Origin of the sequence: Cellulomonas fulva (genome assembly GCF_018531375.1) — a bacterium.
In the GTDB taxonomy this organism is placed as follows: domain Bacteria; phylum Actinomycetota; class Actinomycetes; order Actinomycetales; family Cellulomonadaceae; genus Cellulomonas; species Cellulomonas fulva.
Genome location: NZ_JAHBOH010000001.1, coordinates 2,700,746 through 2,720,424, shown reverse-complemented (window position 1 = coordinate 2,720,424; position 19,679 = coordinate 2,700,746). Strand labels below are relative to the sequence as shown.

The 19,679-nt window shown below is 74.4% G+C and carries 17 protein-coding genes; 4 read left to right on the top strand and 13 right to left on the bottom strand.

The features are described 5' to 3' along the window. Window positions 1-3: 3 nt before the first annotated feature. From KIN34_RS12085 to KIN34_RS12075, 3 genes are all read right to left on the bottom strand, one after another. Complete coding sequence (locus KIN34_RS12085; protein WP_214350837.1) at window positions 4-819, bottom strand: GNAT family N-acetyltransferase; 816 nt, start codon at window positions 817-819, stop codon at window positions 4-6. Then, a complete protein-coding gene (gene aspS / locus KIN34_RS12080) occupies window positions 816-2,606 on the bottom strand; it encodes an aspartate--tRNA ligase (protein ID WP_214350833.1) in 1,791 nt (596 codons plus the stop codon). Before aspS ends, KIN34_RS12085 begins: the two co-directional genes overlap by 4 nt. Window positions 2,607-2,736: 130 nt before the next feature. Next, window positions 2,737-3,768, bottom strand: a complete 1,032-nt coding sequence (locus KIN34_RS12075; RefSeq protein WP_214350830.1) for an Rv2578c family radical SAM protein — start codon at window positions 3,766-3,768, stop codon at window positions 2,737-2,739. An 80-nt stretch (window positions 3,769-3,848) separates the two neighbouring features. On the opposite strand from KIN34_RS12075, the gene KIN34_RS12070 reads away from it, so the two are divergent. After that, the gene (locus KIN34_RS12070) at window positions 3,849-4,379 is read left to right on the top strand and encodes a TspO/MBR family protein (RefSeq protein ID WP_214350827.1); all 531 of its coding nucleotides are present in this window, start codon (window positions 3,849-3,851) and stop codon (window positions 4,377-4,379) included. Window positions 4,380-4,395: 16 nt separating this feature from the next. Here KIN34_RS12070 and hisS read toward each other — a convergent pair whose 3' ends face one another. Together hisS and KIN34_RS12060 are read right to left on the bottom strand one after the other, a co-directional pair. Beyond that, entirely contained in the window at window positions 4,396-5,775 is a 1,380-nt protein-coding gene (gene hisS / locus KIN34_RS12065) for a histidine--tRNA ligase (RefSeq protein ID WP_214350824.1), read from the bottom strand. A 135-nt stretch (window positions 5,776-5,910) separates the two neighbouring features. Next, a complete protein-coding gene (locus tag KIN34_RS12060) occupies window positions 5,911-6,717 on the bottom strand; it encodes an MBL fold metallo-hydrolase (RefSeq protein WP_214350821.1) in 807 nt (268 codons plus the stop codon). 224 nt (window positions 6,718-6,941) lie between these two features. Between KIN34_RS12060 and KIN34_RS12055 the strand changes: the two genes are divergently transcribed. The 3 genes from KIN34_RS12055 to KIN34_RS12045 are packed head-to-tail and all read left to right on the top strand — an operon-like array spanning window position 6,942 to window position 10,189. Beyond that, window positions 6,942-7,748: a peptidylprolyl isomerase gene (locus KIN34_RS12055; protein WP_214350819.1), complete on the top strand. Its 807-nt coding sequence runs from the start codon at window positions 6,942-6,944 to the stop codon at window positions 7,746-7,748. Beyond that, complete coding sequence (locus KIN34_RS12050) at window positions 7,745-9,532, top strand: DUF349 domain-containing protein (protein ID WP_307858207.1); 1,788 nt, start codon at window positions 7,745-7,747, stop codon at window positions 9,530-9,532. The genes KIN34_RS12055 and KIN34_RS12050 overlap by 4 nt, the downstream gene beginning before the upstream one ends. A 54-nt stretch (window positions 9,533-9,586) precedes the next feature. Continuing rightward, complete coding sequence (locus tag KIN34_RS12045) at window positions 9,587-10,189, top strand: hypothetical protein (protein ID WP_214350817.1); 603 nt, start codon at window positions 9,587-9,589, stop codon at window positions 10,187-10,189. Here the strand turns inward: KIN34_RS12045 and KIN34_RS12040 are convergent. The 8 genes from KIN34_RS12040 to ruvC all read right to left on the bottom strand — a co-directional run bounded on the left by KIN34_RS12040 (window position 10,152) and on the right by ruvC (window position 19,667). Then, complete coding sequence (locus KIN34_RS12040) at window positions 10,152-12,470, bottom strand: RelA/SpoT family protein (protein ID WP_214350816.1); 2,319 nt, start codon at window positions 12,468-12,470, stop codon at window positions 10,152-10,154. The two genes, KIN34_RS12045 and KIN34_RS12040, sit on opposite strands and share 38 nt — an antisense overlap. A gap of 116 nt (window positions 12,471-12,586) precedes the next feature. Next, on the bottom strand, window positions 12,587-13,153 hold the full coding sequence (locus KIN34_RS12035) for an adenine phosphoribosyltransferase (protein WP_214350814.1): 567 nt from the start codon (window positions 13,151-13,153) through the stop codon (window positions 12,587-12,589). Further along, window positions 13,150-14,250, bottom strand: coding sequence for a protein translocase subunit SecF (gene secF, locus KIN34_RS12030; RefSeq protein WP_214350812.1), 1,101 nt, complete (start codon window positions 14,248-14,250; stop codon window positions 13,150-13,152). The genes KIN34_RS12035 and secF overlap by 4 nt, the downstream gene beginning before the upstream one ends. Further along, complete coding sequence (secD, locus tag KIN34_RS12025) at window positions 14,250-16,319, bottom strand: protein translocase subunit SecD (RefSeq protein WP_307858206.1); 2,070 nt, start codon at window positions 16,317-16,319, stop codon at window positions 14,250-14,252. The genes secF and secD overlap by 1 nt, the downstream gene beginning before the upstream one ends. Before the next feature lie 130 nt (window positions 16,320-16,449). Next, window positions 16,450-16,926: a preprotein translocase subunit YajC gene (yajC, locus tag KIN34_RS12020; RefSeq protein ID WP_307858205.1), complete on the bottom strand. Its 477-nt coding sequence runs from the start codon at window positions 16,924-16,926 to the stop codon at window positions 16,450-16,452. A gap of 199 nt (window positions 16,927-17,125) precedes the next feature. Further along, entirely contained in the window at window positions 17,126-18,163 is a 1,038-nt protein-coding gene (gene ruvB / locus KIN34_RS12015; RefSeq protein WP_214352082.1) for a Holliday junction branch migration DNA helicase RuvB, read from the bottom strand. A 97-nt stretch (window positions 18,164-18,260) separates the two neighbouring features. Next, window positions 18,261-18,884 (bottom strand): Holliday junction branch migration protein RuvA, encoded by a 624-nt coding sequence (ruvA, locus tag KIN34_RS12010; protein ID WP_214350808.1) that lies wholly within the window; start codon window positions 18,882-18,884, stop codon window positions 18,261-18,263. Between the two features lie 222 nt (window positions 18,885-19,106). After that, window positions 19,107-19,667 carry a crossover junction endodeoxyribonuclease RuvC gene (gene ruvC / locus KIN34_RS12005; protein WP_214350805.1) on the bottom strand — a complete coding sequence of 187 codons (561 nt, stop codon included), beginning with the start codon at window positions 19,665-19,667 and terminating at the stop codon, window positions 19,107-19,109. Window positions 19,668-19,679: the final 12 nt, after the last annotated feature.

Here is a 19,679-nt window from a genome sequence, read left to right as displayed (position 1 = left end):
CGCTCAGGAGGGCGGCCGCTCCGCCGTCGGGGGTCCGAACGAGTCGAAGCGCGCCTCGCACACGTAGCCGAGCCGCTCGTAGATCCGGCGGGCGCCGGCGTTGTCGGCGTACATGCCGAGGGAGACCCACGGCGCCCCGGCCCGCAGCCCGGCCGTCGTGGCCGCGGCGGTCAACGCCGCGCCCAGGCCGCGACGCCGGGCGCGCGGCCGGACCCCGAGCCCGTGCAGGTGCCAGGAGGCCGCGTGCGCGGAGTCAGCGGCGGGGCGCAGGCTCGCACCGATCACCCCGACGAGCGCGTCGTGGTCCGCGACGCCGAACCAGGCCGCCTCGAGCGCGCCGCCGGGGTCCGCGGACGTGCCCGGGTTCGCCTCGGCGAGGCACGCGCGGATCTCCGCGGCGTCGGCCACGCGGTCCAGCTCCCGCACGGCGGCGGCCGGCTCGAGCGCGGGAGCCGGCGCGCCGCCGGGTGGGCGGTCGGCCAGGCCGTCGGGACAGGTGGTCGAGGCGAACCAGTCCCACGACGAGAACGGGCGCAGCCCGAGCGCGGCCAGCACGTCGTCGGACGGCGACGTCCCGCGCGGCACGCTCATCCAGCCGTGCGGGCGTCCCGCGCGCCGCCGCGCGAGGTCGGCCAGCAGCCCGCGCACGCGTCCCGCATCGCCACGGCCCACGACCGCACGCTCGACGTGCGGCGAGTCGACGACGACCACGACGGCCTCGTCGTCCCCGACCACCTCGACGTCGTGCCACCCCGGCGCGTCCGTCCGCAGGAACCGGTCGGACCGCCACCGCGGCGGCAGCAGGTCGAGCGCCGTCACGGCGCGGCGGGGGCCTCGACGGCGGGCTTCGCCTCCTTGGGCTTGGCGTCCACGCCCGCCTCGCGGCGCTGCTCGACCGTGATCGGGGCGGGCGCCTGCGTGAGCGGGTCGTAGCCGCCGCCCGACTTCGGGAACGCGATGACCTCGCGGATGGACTCCGCGCCCGTGAGCAGCGCGACGATGCGGTCCCAGCCGAACGCGATCCCGCCGTGCGGCGGCGCGCCGAACTGGAACGCGTCGAGCAGGAAGCCGAACTTCTCCTGCGCCTCGGCCGGGCCGATGCCCATGATCTCGAACACGCGCTCCTGCACGTCACGGCGGTGGATTCGGATCGACCCGCCACCGATCTCGTTGCCGTTGCAGACGATGTCGTAGGCGTACGCGAGCGCCTCGCCCGGCGCCTCCTCGAAGCGGTCGATCCACTCGGGGGTCGGGGACGTGAAGGCGTGGTGCACCGCCGTCCACGCGCCACCGCCGACCGCGACGTCGTCGTCCTCGCCCGTGGGCTTGAAGAGCGGCGCGTCGACGACCCACACGAACTCCCACGCCGCCTCGTCGACCAGGCCGCCGCGACGGCCGATCTCGAGGCGGGCCGCACCGAGCAGGGCGCGCGCGTCGGACGTCCTGCCGGCGGCGAAGAAGATCGCGTCGCCCGGCTGGGCGCCCGTCGCGGCGGCCAGGCCGGCGCGCTCGTCGTCGGTGATGTTCTTGGCGACGGGGCCGCCGAGCTCGCCGTCCTCGCCCACCGTGACGTACGCGAGACCCTTGGCCCCGCGCTGCTTGGCCCACTCCTGCCACGCGTCGAACCCGCGGCGCGGCGTGCTCGCGCCACCTGGCTGCACCACGGCGCCGACGTAGGGCGCCTGGAACACGCGGAACGGCGTGCTCGCGAAGTACTGCGTCAGGTCGACGAGCTCGAGCCCGAACCGCAGGTCCGGCTTGTCGGTGCCGTACCGCTCCATGGCCTCGGCGAACGTCATGCGGCGGATCGGCGTGGGGATCTCGACGTCGACCAGGCGCCACAGGGCGACCAGGATCTGCTCGGCGAGCGCGATCACGTCGTCCTGCTCGACGAAGCTCATCTCGATGTCGAGCTGCGTGAACTCCGGCTGACGGTCGGCGCGGAAGTCCTCGTCGCGGTAGCAGCGCGCGATCTGGTAGTAGCGCTCCATGCCGGCGACCATGAGCAGCTGCTTGAAGAGCTGCGGCGACTGCGGCAGCGCGTACCAGCTCCCCGGCGACAGGCGGGCGGGGACCAGGAAGTCGCGCGCACCCTCGGGCGTGGAGCGCGTCAGCGTCGGGGTCTCGATCTCGACGAAGTCGTTGGCGTCCAGCACCGCGCGTGCCGCACGGCTCACGTCCGAGCGCAGCCGGATGGCACGCGCGGGCGCCGGCCGGCGCAGGTCGAGGTAGCGGTGCCGGAGGCGGGCCTCCTCGCCGATCGTCTCGTCGAGCGCCGACGAGACCTGGAACGGCAGCGGCGCGGACTCGTTCAGCACGACGACGTCCGTGGCGACGACCTCGATCTCGCCCGTCGCCAGGTGCGCGTTCTCGTTGCCCTCCGGACGGCGGCCGACCTCGCCGGTCACCTGCAGCACGTACTCCGCGCGCAGCCCGTGGGCGACCGCCTCGTCGCGGATGACGACCTGGGCGATGCCCGACGCGTCCCGCAGGTCCACGAAGGCCACCCCACCGTGATCGCGCCGACGGTCCACCCAGCCCGTGAGGGTGACGGTGGTGCCGATGTGCTCGGCCCGCAGCGAGCCGGCGGTGTGGGTGCGCAGCACGGAAGGTCCTTCAGGTCGGGGTCCGGGCCCGGTCGGGCGCCGCGACGATCATAGTTGGGGTCCCTGCGCGGGCTCGACGCGAATGCGGCCGGGCACGGTCCGCGCAGGGGATGCTCGCGGTGCGACGCGGTCAGAAGAGGCTCGGCTGCACCTCCGCCGCCGCGGCGTGGGCGCGGGACGCGCGGGGCGACCACCGCACGCCGCCCTCCTCGGGTCGGTGACGGTCCAGCGCGTGCCGCGCGAGCAGGGGGGCCACGCGCGCGGCCAGCCACGCGCGGTAGTCGCGGTGCGCGTAGGACCCGTCCCCGTACACGCGCCGGTAGCCGGCGACGAGCTCCGGCCGCTCCCGGTCCAGCCACGCCAGGAACCACTCCCGCGCGCCGGGCCGCAGGTGCAGCGGCAGGACCGTCGCCCGCTGCGCGCCCGCACGGGCGAGCGCGGCGAGCAGCCGGTCCAGATGCTCGGTCGAGTCCGTGAGCCACGGCAGCACCGGAGCGACCATGACGTGCACCGGCAGGCCGGCGTCACGCACGGCACGCACCAGGTCGAGCCGCGCACGCGCGGTCGGCGTGCCCGGCTCGAGGCTCTGCTGCAGCTCGTCGTCCAGCACGGCGATCGACACCGCGAGCGAGACGGGGACGTCCTGTGCCGCCTCCTGCAGCAGCGGCAGGTCCCGGCGCAGCAGCGTGCCCTTGGTCAGGATGGACAGCGGCGTCCCGGAGCCGGCCAGCGCCTCGATCACGCCCGGCATCAGTCGATACCGCCCCTCCGCACGCTGGTAGGGATCGGTGTTGGTGCCGAGGGCGACGTGCTCGCGTCCCCACGAGTCCCGTGCGACCTCGGTCCGCAGCACCTCCGCGACGTTCGTCTTCACGACGATCTGGGTGTCGAAGTCGCGGCCCGCGTCCAGCTCGAGGTACCGGTGCGTGCCGCGGGCGAAGCAGTAGACGCAGCGGTGCAGGCAGCCGCGCATCGGGTTCACCGTCCAGCGGAACGGCACCTGCGAGGCGTCCGGTACCCGCGACAGGGCTGACCGCGCCCGTACCTCGTGGAACGTCACGCCGGAGAACTCGGGCGTCCGCACCGTGCGGACGAGTCCCGGGAGCTCGAGACCGGGCAGCGCTCCCTCGTCGGCGCCGATCTTCTGCCCGTCCCATCGCACCCATCGATTCGAACACACGTTCGCACGCCGCGCAACCGTCTGCGGTTGCCGACGTCGCGGACGGCCCGCAGGCTCGACGGATGACGGCCACCCCAGCCAGCCCGCCCGCCCACGACGTCCGCGACGCGAACGCGCCCGGCGTCCTGCTGCAGGGGGTGGTCCTGGCGGTCCTGGTCGGCGCGAACTTCGTGGTCGGCGCGCTCGGCAGCCTCGCGACGCGGGAAGCCGTCGACGGCTGGTACGCGGACGCCGAGAAGGTGCCCTGGAACCCGCCGGACGCCGTGTTCGGCCCCGTCTGGAGCCTGCTCTACGTGCTCATGGGCGTCGCCGCGTGGCTGGTGTGGCGCCGCGCGGGATGGGCGCCGGCGCGGCGGGCCCTCACCCTCTACGTGGTCCAGCTCGCGTTCAACGCCGCCTGGACGCCGATCTTCTTCGCGGGCCGGTACGCCTGGCTCGCGCTCGTCGTCATCGTCGTGCTGCTGGGCCTCGTCGTGGCGACGGCGCTGGCGTTCCGGCGGCACTCCCGCGTCGCGGCGTGGCTCCTGGTCCCCTACGCGCTGTGGGTCGCGTACGCGACCTCGCTGAACCTGGGCATCGCCGTCCTGAACTGAGGCGCGGCGCCCCGTCTCAGCCGGCCGGGACGACGCGCGGGTACAGGTCCTCGGCGGGCGGGGACCAGGTCCCCGCGTCGGCGGGCGCCTGCTCGCCCGAGCGGATGTCCTTGACCTCGTCGGCCGTGCCGCCCGCCTCGGCGGGGCCTGGGAACCACACGAACGGGATCCCGCGCCGGTCCGCGTGGCGGATCTGCTTGCCGAACTTGGCCGCCGACGGCGCCACCTCGACCGGGATCCCGCGCTCGCGCAGCGCGGTGGCCACGGCGTCCGAGCGGTGGCGGTCCTCCTCCGACGAGACCGCGACGAGCACGGCCGACGGCACCGCACGGGTCGCGCGCACCAGCCCGGCGCCCAGAAGGCGCGAGACGAGCCGCGACACGCCGATCGACAGCCCGACCCCCGGGTAGCTGGTGGCACCGTCGGTCGCGAGCGTGTCGTACCGCCCGCCCGAGCAGATGGAGCCCAGCTGCTCGTGGCCGACCAGCACCGTCTCGTAGACCGAGCCCGTGTAGTAGTCGAGCCCGCGGGCGATCTTCAGGTCGGCGACGACGACGCCCGGCGCCCGGTCCTGCGCGGCCCGCACCAGCTGCCCCAGCTCGGCGAGCCCCTCCTCCAGCAGGTCGTGCTGCGCGTCGGCCTCGACCGCCAGCCGGCGCACGCGGTCGACCACGTCCTCGTCGGTCCCGCTGATCGCGGCGAGCTCGAGGCACGCCCGGGCCTGGTCGCCCGTCGCGCCGGCCTCGGCGACCAGGAGGTCCGCGACCGCGTCGGCGCCGATCTTGTCCAGCTTGTCGATGCTGCGGAGCACGGCCTCGACGTCGGTGAGCCCGAGGCCGCGGTAGAAGCCCTCGGCGACCTTGCGGTTGTTGACCAGGATGCGCACCGGCGGCAGGCCGATCGACTGCAGCGCGGTGAGCGCCTCCGCCATGACGAGCGGCAGCTCGACCTCGTAGTGGTACGGGAGCTCGCCCGCCCCCACGACGTCGATGTCCGCCTGCACGAACTCGCGGAACCGGCCGTCCTGGGGTCGCTCGCCGCGCCAGACCTTCTGGACCTGGTAGCGGCGGAACGGGAACGCGAGGTGACCGGCGTTCTCCAGCACGTACCGCGCGAACGGGACCGTCAGGTCGAAGTGCAGACCGAGCTGCCCCGCGCGGTCCGGCTCGGCGCACGCGGCCCCCGGCTCCTCCTGGAGGCGGCGCAGCACGTAGACCTCCTTCGAGGTCTCGCCCTTGCGCAGGAGCTGCTCGAGCGGCTCGACCGCGCGCGTCTCGATGCCCGCGAAGCCGTGCAGCTCGAACGTGCGCCGCAGCACGTCGAGCACGTGCTGCTCCACGACGCGCCCCTCGGGCAGCCACTCGGGGAATCCGGACAGGGGGGTCGGTCGCGCCATGCCCCGATCCTCGCAGACGCGCGCGCCGCGCCACGCGACGTTTCTCAGGACGGGCATCTCTCACGACGCGCGCCCAGGTCGCCGTCGCTCAGGACGCGCGGCTGACGGCCGGGTCCGACGAGGGCGCGCTCCCGCTCAGGCGCGGACCAGGAACGGGTTGGCGGCGAGCTCCGCCGCCACGTCGCTCGTCGGACCGTGCCCCGGGAGCACCTGGAGGCCGGGGTCGAGGCGGGCGACCACCTCCCGCAGCGTGCGGGCCATGGTCGGTCCGTCCCCGCCCGGCAGGTCGGTGCGCCCGATCGTCCCGGCGAACAGCACGTCGCCCGTGAGCGCCAGGCCGGCGACGAGGTAGAGGGTCGACCCCTCGGTGTGGCCGGGCGCGTGCCGCGCGACGACGGTGATGCCGTCGAGGTCCAGGTCGACGTCCTCGTCGCGGGGCGTCGAGATCCCCGACCCTCGCTCGTCGGACTCGTGCTCGTCCGACGGGCGCTCGACCGGCTGGGTCCCGGCGGGCACCGGGACGTCCGGTGCGAAGCCGCCGGGGGGTGTGCCGAACGGCCGCACGTCGGCGGGGCGGCGGTACGCGGCGGCGTCGACGCCGACGAGCGCGAGCGCCTGCGCGAGCGGCCCGTCCGGGTCGTGCGCCGCGCCGCCCAGCGAGCCGAGCGTGCCGAACGGGTCGTCCAGACGGTAGGCGTCGCGCGCGTGCAGCAGCACCGGGACGTCGAGGCGCTCCGCCACCTCGGCCGCGTCCCAGGTGTGGTCGACGTGTCCGTGCGTCAGCAGCACCGCGCGGGGGCGCAGTCCCCGCTCGACGACGGCGGCGACGACGTGGTCCGCCACGAGCGCCCCCGGGTCGACCACGACGCAGGCGCCGCCGTCCGCGACGAGCACGCTGCAGCGCGCGCCGAACACCGGGGAGATGATCGTCAGGACGTCCACGCCGAGCACGCTAGGGCCCCGGGCCGCCCCGACGCACCCGCGCGCCGTCCCGACGCCCGTCCGACGGCCCGCCGCACCGTGACCGGACTGTGATCCCACGGGTCGCGCCGCGGATCGCGCGCGCCTGCCACCTGCCTAGACTGTGCGGGGTTCCACCGTGCGACGCCGCAGGACGAGACCTGTGCCGGCCGGCGGCGGACGCACGACGTCACGAGGAGTGTGGGTTGTCCAGCAAGCGGGAGCGCGAGTACGAGCGCCGCCGGTACGAGAAGTGGCAGGTCCGTCACGCCGAGGCGCTGCGCCGCCGGCGCCAGCAGCGCATCGTCGCGGGCGCCGTCGTCGGCGCGCTGGTCGTCGTGATCGGCGTGGTCGCGCTCGTCGTCGCGAACGGTGACGACGAGACCCCCACGACCGCGGGCGAGACCGGCAGCCCGGCCGCGACGGCCGGCGCCGGTCCCGACGCCACCCCCGGCGCCACCCCCGGCGCCGTGGCCACCAACTCCGCGGACGTGCCCGACCCCGCGCTCGCCGAGGACCGGACGTGGACCGGCGACATCGCGCTCGACAGCGGCGACGTCGGGATCGAGCTCGACGGCGCGGCCGCGCCCCAGGCGGTCGCGAACTTCGTCACGCTCGCGCAGGACGGCTACTTCGACGACACGAAGTGCCACCGCCTCGTGACCGAGGGGATCTACGTGCTGCAGTGCGGCGACCCCGACGGCACGGGCACCGGCGGCCCCGGCTACACCTGGGGCCCGATCGAGAACGCGCCGGCGGACGACGTCTACCCCGCGGGCACGATCGCGATGGCGCGCGTCGGCAACGACGGCGCGTCCATGGGCTCGCAGTTCTTCATCGTCTACCAGGACAGCACCATCCCGTCGGACTCGGCGGGCGGCTACACCGTGTTCGGCCACGTGACGTCCGGTCTGGACGTCGTCGAGGCCATCGCCGACGCGGGCACCAAGGACGTGGGCGGGATCACCGCCCCGGTGTCCGACGTCATCATCGAGGGAGTGAAGATCCAGTGACGCAGACCCCGGACGAGTCGCCCGAGACCGCCGCCGCACCCGCTCCCGAACCCGCTCCCGTCGAGGTGACGTCCGACGAGACGGTCGAGACGGCCCTCGAGCCCACGGCCGACGTCGCGACGGAGGCCGGGCCGGTCGCCGACACCGAGGCCGTGACCGAGGCGGAGCCGGTCGCCGACACCGAGGCCGTGACCGAGGCGGAGCCGGTCGCCGACACCGAGCCCGTCGCCGAGGCAGAGCCCGTCGCCGAGACCGAGACCGGCACCACGGACGAGCCCGTCAGCGAGAGCGCGCCGCCCGCCGAGGGCGAGCAGGTGCCCGAGACCGAGCAGGCCGCGGAGGTCGAGGCCGTCGCGGAGCCGAAGCCCGCGACACCGCGGCCCAGCCCTGCCAGCGTGCGCCCCGGTCCGCGGCCGGTGCCGCGGCCGCCGGTCGCCGCGCCGACGGCACCCGCCGCAGCGGCAGCCGCGGCGACGGCACCGGCAGCGCCCGCCGCCCCGGTCACGCCGCCCGTGGACGCGGCCGAGGCCGCGCTCGCCGCGACGTTCGGGTCGGTCGACGAGGACGGCACGGTGCGGGTGCGCGAGGCGTCCGGCGAGCGCGTCGTCGGCCAGTACCCCGGCGCGACGGCCGAGGAGGCGCTCGGCCTGTACGTGCGGCGGTTCCTCGACCTGCAGGCGAAGATCACGGTCTTCGAGGCGCGCCTGACCGCGACGGACCTGTCGGTCAAGGAGATCGACCAGACGCTCGCGAAGCTGACCGAGGAGACCGCCGAGCCGGCCGCCGTGGGTGACCTGGACGCCCTCCGGACCCGGCTCGAGGCCCTGCGCGGGGTCGCGGCGGAGCGCCGGGCCCAGGCCGAGGCCGAGCGTCAGGCCGCGCGTGCCGCGGCCGTCGAGGCGCGGACCGCGATCGTCGAGCAGGCCGAGAAGATCGCGGCCACCGATCCGAGCCGCATCCAGTGGCGCCCGGCGGGCGAGCAGCTGCGCTCGCTCCTGGACCAGTGGAAGGACGCCCAGCGCAGCGGGCCCCGTCTGGACCGCCCCACCGAGGAGTCGCTGTGGAAGCGGTTCAGCCACGCGCGGACCACGTTCGACCGTGAGCGACGGCACTTCTTCGCCGAGCTCGAGCAGCGCAACGCCTCGGCCAAGCAGGTCAAGGAGCGCCTGGTCGCCGAGGCCGAGCGGCTGCAGTCCAGCACCGACTGGGGAGCCACCGCCGGCGCGTTCCGCGACCTGATGACCGAGTGGAAGGCGGCCGGTCGGGCCAGCCGGGCCGACGACGACGCCCTGTGGGCGCGGTTCCGGGCTGCGCAGGACGCCTTCTTCGCGGCGCGGGACGCCGAGAACGCGGCGACCGACGCCGAGTACCAGGCGAACCTGCAGGTGAAGGAGGCCCTCCTCACCGAGGCCGAGGCGCTGCTGCCGCTCGGCGACCTGGCCGCGGCGAAGCAGGCGATCCGCGGCATCCAGGACCGCTGGGAGGCGGCGGGCAAGGTCCCGCGCGGCGACGTGCAGCGCGTCGAGGGACGTCTGCGGGCTGTCGAGAGCGCGATCCGTGACGCGGAGCAGCGCCAGTGGACGCGCACCAACCCGGAGACGCGGGCACGCGCCGAGGGGGCGGCTGCCCAGCTGGAGCAGGCGATCGCCGGGCTCGAGGCCGACCTGGCGAAGGCCGAGGCCGCGAAGGACAAGCGCCGCATCGCGGAGGCCCAGGCCGCGCTCGACGCCCGGCGCGCCTGGCTCGAGCAGGTGCAGCGCGCCGCGCACGACGCGCGCGGCTGAGCCTCGTCCACAACCCGCGTCACGCCACGAGGGGGCGTGCGGCATCCTGACCGGGTGCCGCACGCCCCCTCGCTGCTCCCCCGGCCCCGCGAGCTCGCGCGCCTGGTCCGGCGCGAGGACGTCGGCGCCGCGGCGTGGACCGGGATGCTGCGCGACGGCGTCCTGACCGTCGTCCGGCAGGACGTCGCGACGGTGGGTCCGGTGCCGCCCGGCGCGCCGGACCGCGCCCGCGCGCTGGAGCCGCTGCTCCCCCGCCACGGCGTGGTGGGCCGGGACGCCGCCGCCTGGGTCCACACGGGGACGCTCGAGCCGCTCCGGGCGTGCGTCCTGGTGCCGTGCGGCGTGCGGCGCCCGAACGCGCAGCCGGGACGCACCTGCGCGGAGGCGGACCTGCCGCCCGACGACGTGCTGCGCCTCGGTGCGGTGCCGGTGACGACGATCGAGCGGACCGCGGTGGACGTCGCGCGGTGGCTCGAGCCGGACCGGGCGGTGGACGTGCTCGTCGGGCTCGTCGTCGCCGGGCTGGACCTCGACGACACGTGCCGCCGCCTCGACGCCCTGGCCGGCCGACGGAACCTGCGCGCGGCGCGGGAGGTGCTCCGACGGACGGCGGACCGCGTCAGCGGGCCGCCGGCTCCTCCGTCCGCGCACCCGTGATCCGGTAGACGTCGAACACGCCCTCGACCTTGCGGACCGCCGCCAGGACGGACGCGAGGTGGGACGGCTCCGCCATCTCGAACACGAACCGCGACATCGCGACCCGGTTGCGCGAGGTCGAGACGGACGCCGACAGGATGTTGACGTGGTGGTCCGACAGGACGCGCGTCACGTCGGACAGCAGCCGGGACCGGTCGAGCGCCTCGACCTGGATCTGGACCAGGAACAGCGACGACGAGGCGTGCGTCCAGGCGACGTCGACCATGCGCTCGGGCTGGCGGCGCAGCTGCTCGACGTTGATGCAGTCGGACCGGTGCACGCTCACGCCCGCGCCGCGCGTCACGAAGCCGACGATCTCGTCGCCCGGGACGGGGGTGCAGCACTTGGCGAGCTTCACCCAGATGTCGTCGACGCCCTTGACCTCGACGCCCGGGTCTCCGGTGCGCACCCGGCGCGCGGTCGGACCGGGGCGCGCCGTCTCGGCCAGGTCCTCCTCGGCCCCCGTCTCGCCCCCGAGCGACTGCACGAGCTTCTGGACGACGTTGGCGGCCGAGACCTGGCCCTCGCCGATCGCCGCGTAGAGCGCCGACACGTCCGAGTGCCGCATCTCCGAGGCCACCGCGACCAGCGACTCGTGCGAGAGCAGGCGCTGGATCGGCAGGTTCTGCTTGCGCATCGCCTTGGCGATCGCGTCCTTGCCGTGCTCGATGGCCTCCTCGCGGCGCTCCTTCGAGAACCACTGGCGGATCTTGTTGCGGGCCCGCGGGCTCTTGACGAACCCGAGCCAGTCGCGGCTGGGCCCGGCCGTCTCCGACTTCGACGTGAACACGTCGACCACGTCGCCGTTCTCGAGCGCCGAGTCCAGCGGCACCAGCCGCCCGTTGACGCGCGCACCCATGGTCCGGTGGCCGACCTCGGTGTGCACCGCGTAGGCGAAGTCCACGGGCGTGGAGCCCTGCGGCAGCGCGATCACGTCGCCCTTGGGCGTGAACACGTACACCTCGGAGCCCGCGATCTCGAACCGCAGCGAGTCCAGGAACTCCGACGGGTCGGCCGTCTCCTTCTGCCAGTCGACGAGCTGGCGCAGCCACGCCATGTCGCCGCCGGCCGGCGCCTCGGCCTGCGCCCCGCTCTTCGCGTTCTCCTTGTACTTCCAGTGCGCCGCGACGCCGTACTCCGCCCGGCGGTGCATGTCGTGCGTCCGGATCTGGATCTCCACGGGCTTGCCGCCCGGACCGATCACCGTCGTGTGCAGCGACTGGTAGAGGTTGAACTTGGGCATCGCGATGTAGTCCTTGAACCGGCCCGGCACCGGGTTCCACCGCGCGTGCAGCGCACCGAGCGCCGCGTAGCAGTCCCGGACCGTGTCGACCAGGACACGGACGCCCACCAGGTCGTAGATGTCCGCGAAGTCGCGACCGCGGACGATCATCTTCTGGTAGATCGAGTAGTAGTGCTTGGGCCGGCCGGTGACCGTGGCCTTGATCTTCGAGGTCCGCAGGTCCGCGCCGACCTGGTCCCGCACCACCGCGAGGTACTCCTCGCGCGCGGGCGCGCGCTCCGCGACCAGGTGCACGATCTCGTCGTACACCTTCGGGTACAGCGTCGCGAACGACAGGTCCTCGAGCTCCCACTTGATCGTGTTCATGCCGAGGCGGTGCGCCAGCGGTGCGTAGATCTCGAGCGTCTCGCGCGCCTTCTTCTCGGCCGATGCCGCGGGCACGAACTTCCAGGTGCGCGCGTTGTGCAGGCGGTCGGCGAGCTTGATGACCAGGACGCGGATGTCGTGCGCCATCGCGACGACCATCTTGCGCACCGTCTCCGACTGCGCCGCGTCCCCGTAGGTGACCTTGTCGAGCTTCGTCACGCCGTCGACCAGCATCGCGACCTCGGGCCCGAACTCCCGCCGCAGCTGGTCGAGCGAGTACTCGGTGTCCTCCACCGTGTCGTGCAGCAGCGCCGCGACGAGCGTCGAGGGTGTCATCCCGAGCTCGGCCAGGATGGTGGCGACCGCGACCGGGTGCGTGATGTACGGGTCGCCGCTCTTGCGCAGCTGCCCGCGGTGCGCACGCTCGGCCACCACGTACGCGCGCTCGACCGTGGTGAGGTCGGCCTTCGGGTGGTTGGCCCGCGCGGCCTGCAGGACCGGCTCGAGCGCCGGGTAGGCGGGGCCACGGGGCGCACCGAACCGCGGGAGCCGCGCCAGCACACGCGACGCCGACGAGCCGCCGTCCGACGAGCCGCCCGTGGGCTCGACGCCCGACGCGAGGTCCTCCGCCACCCGGTCCCCCTCCTGCTGCTGGTCACGCTCGGTCGTTCGAGTCTACGACCGTACGCGGGTCCGACCGTCCCGGCACGGGGGCGGGACAGCGCCCGGCCGCACGCGCGGCGTGCGCGTCAGTCGACCGTGAGCACCGTGTCGATCGCGAGACCCGGCAGCAGGTCCCGTCCGCCGAGCCCGGCGATCTCGACCAGGAACGCGAGCCCGACGACCTCGGCACCGCACCCGCGCAGGAGCTCGACCGTCGCCGCCGCGGTCCCGCCCGTGGCGAGCACGTCGTCGACGACGAGCACGCGCGCCCCGGCGGGCACGGTGGCCGGGTGGATCTCGATGGTCGCCTCGCCGTACTCGAGCGCATAGCTTTGCGAGGCGGTCGGGGCAGGAAGCTTGCCCGCCTTGCGGACCGGGACCACCCCCGACCCGAGCGCCGCGGCGACCGGGGCCGCGAGCAGGAACCCGCGCGCCTCCATCCCGGCGACCAGGTCGACCGGCCCCGTCGTCCCGGCCGCGAGCGTGCCGACGACCCCGGCGAACGCGTCGGCATCGGCCAGCAGCGGCGTGATGTCCCGGAAGAGCACGCCCGGCAGCGGGTAGTCCGGCACCAGCCGGACAAGCTCGTCGGCCCGGCGCGCGACGTCCGCGCGCGCCGGGCCGGCGGGCCGGTGGGAGGTGTCCGGCGTCATCGACCGGTCTTGCGGCGCTTCGGCTGGGCGGCCTGACCCAGGTGCTCACCCGGGCGCAGCTGACCGGCGGCGGAACGCACGCCGGCGCCGGCGAGCGCCGCGGTGTCCGGGTCGCTCACGCCCGCGCGAGCGGCGAGGACCTTGGCGGTGTGCGCCTTGATCTTCGGCTCGCGCTCGCGCAACGTGACCTCGAACGGGGTCGCCAGGAAGATCGACGAGTACGTGCCGACGAGCATGCCGACGAAGAGCGCGAGCGCGATGTCGCGCAGCGTGCCCGCGCCGAGGACGAAGGCTCCGACGAAGAGGATCGCCGCCACCGGCAGGAGCGCGACGACCGAGGTGTTGATCGAGCGCACCAGCGTCTGGTTGACCGCGAGGTTCGCCTTCTCGGCGTACGTGAACCGCGTCTGGTCGAGCGTGTCCGCGGTGTTCTCGCGCACCTTGTCGAAGACCACGACCGTGTCGTAGATCGAGTACCCCAGGATCGTCAGGAACCCGATCACGGTCGCGGGCGTGACCTCCCAGCCGACGCCGGCGTAGATGCCGACCGTGATGATCAGGTCGTGCGCCAGGGCGACGAGCGCGGCGAGCGCCATCCGCCAGTTGCGGAAGTAGAGCGCCATGACGACCGAGACGAACAGCAGGAAGACGATGATTCCCGTGATCGCCTTCTGCGAGACGTCCTTGCCCCACGTCGGTCCCACGAACTGGGTCGTGATGTCGTCGTCCGTGACGTCGAACGCCGTCTGCAGCGCGTCGCCGACCTCCTTGACCTCGTCGTCGGTGAGCTCGGCGACCTGGATCCGCAGCGAGTCCTCGCCGAGGTTCGTCACCTCCGGCGACTCCTCCGGCGCGACGCTCTGCACCGTGTCGATCGCGAGCTGCTGGTCGCGATCGCCCTCGATCCCCGAGACGACGAACTCCGAGCCCCCGCGGAACTCGATGCCCGGGTTGAGACCCGGCTTGATCAGGAGGATCGCGGAGATCAGGACGAGCACGGCCGAGACCGCGTAGAACGCGCGGCGGCGGCCGACGATGTCGTACGAGCGCCGACCGGCGTACAGGTCGTTGCCCCACTGGGCGAATCCGGCGGCCATCAGCGGTCGCTCCCCTCGGGACGGTCGTCGCCGGCCGTCGTGCCGCGCGGCGCGCTGCCGCTCGACGTGCTGTCGGTGGGTGGGTCGCCGACCGTCCGGTCGTCGACGGGCGCGTCGACGACGGACGCGTCGTCCACCGCTGCGTTGTCGGCGGGCGGGTCGGCCGCGGGCTGCTGGGCGGCCCGCTGGGCGGCCTTGCGCTCGGCGATCGTCATGCCGCGGGTCCCGACGCCGGCAGTCACGGGCTCGCGCTCCACGACCGCGTCCTGGACGTCCTGGTCCGCCGAGCCGGGCTCGACGTCCGGCCGGCGGCCGGTCACGACGCGCCCGCGGCCGACGTAGCGGGTCCCCGGGACCCCCAGACGCCGCGGGTCGAGGCCCGACGCCGGGTGGCCCTCGCCGAAGAACTTCGTCTTCGCCAGGAGCTCCATCATCGGGTGGGTGAACAGGAACACGACGATGACGTCGATGATGGTGGTGAGGCCGAGGGTGAACGCGAAGCCACGGACCCCGCCGACCGCCAGGAAGTAGAGCACCACGGCGGCGATCAGGTTCACGGCGTCGGAGGCCAGGATCGTCCGCTTGGCACGGTCCCACCCTCGCTCGACGGCCGCGCCGAGGACGCGTCCCTCACGCAGCTCGTCGCGGATGCGCTCGAAGTACACGATGAACGAGTCGGCGGTGATGCCGATCGCCACGATCAACCCGGCGACGCCGGGCAGCGAGAGGCGGTACCCCTGCGTCCACGACAGCAGGGTGATGACGCCATAGGTCAGCGTGGCCGCGATCACCAGCGAGCCGACCGTCAGGAGACCGAGCGCCCGGTACTGGAACAGCGAGTAGACGACGACGAGCACCAGACCGATGAGCCCGGCCAGCAGGCCCTTCTCCAGCTGCTCGGAGCCGAGCGTCGCGGAGATCTGCTGCTCGCTCTGCACCTCGAAGTTGATCGGCAGCGAGCCGAAGTTGAGGCGGTTCGCCAGCTCGGCCGCGCTCGCCTGCGTGAAGCTGCCGGAGATCTGCGCCTTGCCGTTGGGGATGGTCTCGTCGACGCTGGGCGCCGAGATGATCAGCCCGTCCAGCACCATCGCGAACTGGTTCTGCGGCTGGGTCAGCGTCGAGAGGCGCGTGGTGACGTCCGCGAACTCGGAGGCGCCCTCGGAGGTGAACTCCATGTTGACGACCCACCGCGTGCCGACGGTGCCGTTCGCGAGGGTCTCGAGGCCCGAGGACGCGCTGTCGATCTCGCTGCCGTCGATCTCGACCGGTCCGAGGATGTACTTCAGGCCGTCGCTCTGGCCCGTGCTGATGTCGATGCTGCACGTGACGAACGCGGCGTCGGGGTCGCCCGAGATGCTGCCCGCGAGGTTCGCCGGGTCCGTGCAGTCGAGGTCGTCGAACTCGGCCTGGACGTCGTCCGTGACCCAGTAGGCGGCGTCGCTCGCGGACTCCGGGCCCGCCGCGTCGTCCGCCGGCGCCGACGCCGACGGCGTCGGCTCGGCGCTCGCCGCCGCGCTCGGGTCCGTCGCCGGAGCGCTCGCGTCGTCGGTCGCGTCGGCCGAGGTGTCCTCGGTCTCGTCGCCCACCGGCTCGAGCGCCTCCTCGGCCGTCGGCGTTGCCGCGGGCGTCGGGTCGGTCGAGGGCTCGGCGGACGGGTCCGTCGAGGGCTCGGCGGAGGGGTCCACCGACGGCGCCGCGGTGGGCTCGACCGTCGGCGTCGCGATCCCCTGCTGCAGCACGGGGCGGAACTCCATGTGCGACGAGCGGCTGATCGCCGTGATCGTCTCCTCGGAGGCCTTGCCCGGGATCGCGACGACGATGTTGCCGCCGCCCTGGCTGCTGATCTCGGCCTCGGCGACACCGGACCCGTCGACCCGCTGGCGGATCACGTTGATCGCCTGGCTGATGTCCTCCGAGGTCGGCTCGGTGCCGTCCTCGGAGACCGGGTTGAGGATGATCTGCGTCCCGCCCTCGAGGTCGAGGGCGAGCTTCGGCGTCCAGGTCGCGTCGGACGCCTTCGTCCCGACGAAGACCGCGAGGAACGGCAGCAGGACGATGACGGCGAGCACGACGAGCGTGCGCACAGGCCTGCGGCGGCGTGTGGGTGGGGCCAACGGAGTTCTTCTCTCGTGCGCGCACCGGCCGCCCGTGCGGCCGGTGGGGTCCTGGTCCGGAGGAGCGCCCCCGGGCCGCATGGGTCTACTTGGAGGTACCCGTGTCGTCGTCGCGACGCTTGTCGAGCGAGGACAGGTCGTTCGGCACGTCGATCACGGCGTCGTTGGCGCGGGCGATGCGGTCGGCGTCCGACGCCGCGGCGTCGTCGTCGTCGACGTCCTCGTCGTCCACCACGTCGTCCTCGACCGGCGGGTCCATCCGCTTGGCGATCGCGGCGAGCACCCACTGCGTGCGACCGCCGCCCGGCTCGGCCTCGAGCGTGACGCGGTCGCCGGCGACCTCCACGACCGTGCCGATCATGCCGGAGGCCGTCATCACCTCGTCACCCGGCGCGAGCTCGTTGCGGAACTCCCGCTGCGCGGCCTGCTGCTTGCGCGTGCGCCGCGACATGAACCAGAAGGCCACGACCGCGAGAGCGAGGATGAGGAACATCGAGTAGCCACCGCCGCCACCCGAGGGGGCGGAGGTGTCGGCCGCGAGTGCGGCGCTGAGCAGAGTCACAGCAGGTCCTTCGGCGTTGACGTGTTCGGGGCAGTGTAGGCGCAGCGGCCCGCCGCTCCAACGTACGGCCCACCACTCGGGTTCCCCGGCACCGCGCGACGGAGGTGAGCGGGCCCGTGCCTGCGCGCGGGAGCGAGCTCAGGAGAGAGCTCAGGAGAGCGGCGGGCGTGTGCTCTGGAGCAGGCTCAGGAGCACACGCTCAGGAGAACAGCGTGCCGGTCTCCGGTGGCGGCGTGAGCCCCAGGTGCGCCCACGCGGCGGGCAGCGCGACCCGACCGCGCGCGGTCCGCCCGACGAGCCCCTCGCGCACCAGGAACGGCTCGGCGACGGTCTCGACCGTCTCCGGCTCCTCACCCACGGCGACCGCGAGGGTCGTCAGACCGACCGGTCCCCCGCCGAACCGCAGGCACAGCGCCTCGAGCACCGAGCGGTCGAGCCGGTCGAGCCCGCGCTCGTCGACTTCGTACACCTCGAGCGCCGCGCGGGCGGCCGCGAGGGTGAGCCGGCCGTCGCCCCGCACCTCGGCCCAGTCGCGCACGCGGCGCAGCAGGCGGTTCGCGATGCGCGGCGTGCCGCGGGACCGCGAGGCGATCTCCCGCGCCGCCGCACCCGCCAGCGGGACGTCGAGCAGCCCGGCCGAGCGCAGGAGCACCTGCTCGAGCTCGTCGGCGGCGTAGAAGTCCAGGTGGGCGGTGAACCCGAACCGGTCCCGCAGCGGAGCCGGCAGCAGGCCGGCGCGGGTCGTCGCGCCGACGACCGTGAACGGCGGCAGCGCGAGCGGGATCGCGGTCGCGCCCGCCCCCTTGCCCACGACGACGTCGACGCGGAAGTCCTCCATCGCGACGTACAGCAGCTCCTCCGCGGGCCGTGCCACCCGGTGGATCTCGTCGAGGAACAGCACCTCGCCCTCCTCGAGCGAGGACAGCACCGCGGCCAGGTCACCGGCGTGCTGGATCGCGGGGCCGCTCGTCACCCGCAGCGACGTCCCGAGCTCGGCCGCGATGATCATGGCGAGCGTGGTCTTGCCGAGCCCCGGCGGACCCGAGAGCAGCAGGTGGTCCGGCGCGCGACCGCGGCCCCGCGCGGCCTCGAGCACCAGGGAGAGCTGCTCGCGCACGACGCGCTGGCCGACGAACTCCGCGAGCCGTCGTGGCCGCAGTGCCGCCTCGGCCGCCCGCTCGAGGTCGTCCGCACCCGGCCGCACCAACGAGTCCGCGGGCAACCGCTCGGTCACCAGGCCGTCGCCGTCCTCGTCGTGCGCCCCGCCGTACCCACCGGGCACGGCGTCGGACCCGGCGTCGGACCCGGCGTCGGGACCGGCGCGACCAGCGCGGTCAGCCACGTCCGCCGCCCAGGGTGCGCAGGGCGGCCCGCAGGAGGCCGGGCACCTCGTCCGCGGCGACCGGTCCGGTCACGTCGGCCAGGGCCGTGCCCACGGCCTCGTCGGCGGCCTTCTGGTTCCAGCCCAGCCCGACGAGCGCGTCCACCACCTGCTGACGGTGGTCCCCCACCGGCAGCGCCGGCGCGGCGCCGGCCACCGCGCCGCCCTCGGGGGCGGGCGCTCCCAACCGGTCCTTGAGCTCCAGCACGATCCGCTGCGCGCCCTTGCGGCCGATGCCCGGGACCCGCTCGAGCGCCTTGAGGTCCTCGCCCGCCACGGCGCGCCGCAGCCCGTCCGGGGTGTGCACCGCGAGCATCGCGAGGGCGAGCCGCGGTCCCACGCCGCTCACGGTCTGGACGACCTCGAACACCTCGCGCTCGTCGTCGTCGACGAACCCGAACAGCGTCAGGGAGTCCTCCCGGACGACCAGGGAGGTGTGCAGCGTCGCCTCCTGACCCACCCGCAGGTGGGCCAGCGTCGCCGGCGTGGCCTGGACGAGCATGCCGACCCCGCCGACCTCGACCACCGCGGCGTCGAGCCGCACCGCCAGCACCGCACCGCGCACCGAAGCGATCACGTGCGCCCTCACCTTCGTCGTCCGGTCCCGTGCCGCCGCCCTCGGCACCGGGCTCAGGTCTGGTCTCAGCTCTGGTCTCAGCTCTGGCCTCAGCGCTGGTTCAGCAGGGGCAGCCCCGCTGCCGCGGCCCAGCCTGCCACACGCGGGCGAACACACGTACGAAGACACGCCCCATCGCGCGACCCCTCGGCGCGGTGCGTCACCGGCGCGCGGCGCGCTCCGTCACCGGCGCGCGGCCTGCTCCGCAGCCGCCCACGCGCGCTGGGCCGCCGTCATCGACGAGGCCGGTCGCTGCGGCGCGCCGAGCGCGCCCGCCGGCCGCCACAGGTGGCAGATCGCGAGCGCCAGGGCGTCGGCCGCGTCGGCCGGCCGCGGCAGGTCCTCCAGCCGGAGCAGCCGCGCGACCATGGTCTGCACCTGCGCCTTGTCCGCGCGCCCGCTGCCCGTCACGGCCGCCTTCACCTCGGACGGCGTGTGCAGCGCGACCGGGATCCGACGACGCGCGGCGGCCACCATCGCGAGGCCCGCGACCTGCGCGGTGCCCATCACCGTGCGCAGGTTGTGCTGCGCGAAGACCCGCTCCACCGCGACCGCGTCCGGCGCGTGCTCCTCGAGCCACTCCTCGATGCTGCGCTCGATCACGAGCAGGCGCTGGTCCACGTCGAGCCCGGGCGCCGAGGTCGCGACCCCGACGTCGACCAGGCGCGCTCGCCGACCGGGCAGGCCGTCGACGACACCCAGCCCGCACCGGGTCAGGCCCGGGTCGACTCCCATCACGCGCATGCACGCATGGTC

Coding starts and splice junctions, on each gene's coding strand:
- secF (WP_214350812.1), bottom strand. CDS start 14,250: ATGGCCGCCGGATTCGCCCAGTGGGGCAACGACCTGTACGCCGGTCGG.
- KIN34_RS12070 (WP_214350827.1), top strand. CDS start 3,849: ATGACGGCCACCCCAGCCAGCCCGCCCGCCCACGACGTCCGCGACGCG.
- KIN34_RS12035 (WP_214350814.1), bottom strand. CDS start 13,153: ATGACGCCGGACACCTCCCACCGGCCCGCCGGCCCGGCGCGCGCGGAC.
- hisS (WP_214350824.1), bottom strand. CDS start 5,775: ATGGCGCGACCGACCCCCCTGTCCGGATTCCCCGAGTGGCTGCCCGAG.
- ruvC (WP_214350805.1), bottom strand. CDS start 19,667: ATGCGCGTGATGGGAGTCGACCCGGGCCTGACCCGGTGCGGGCTGGGT.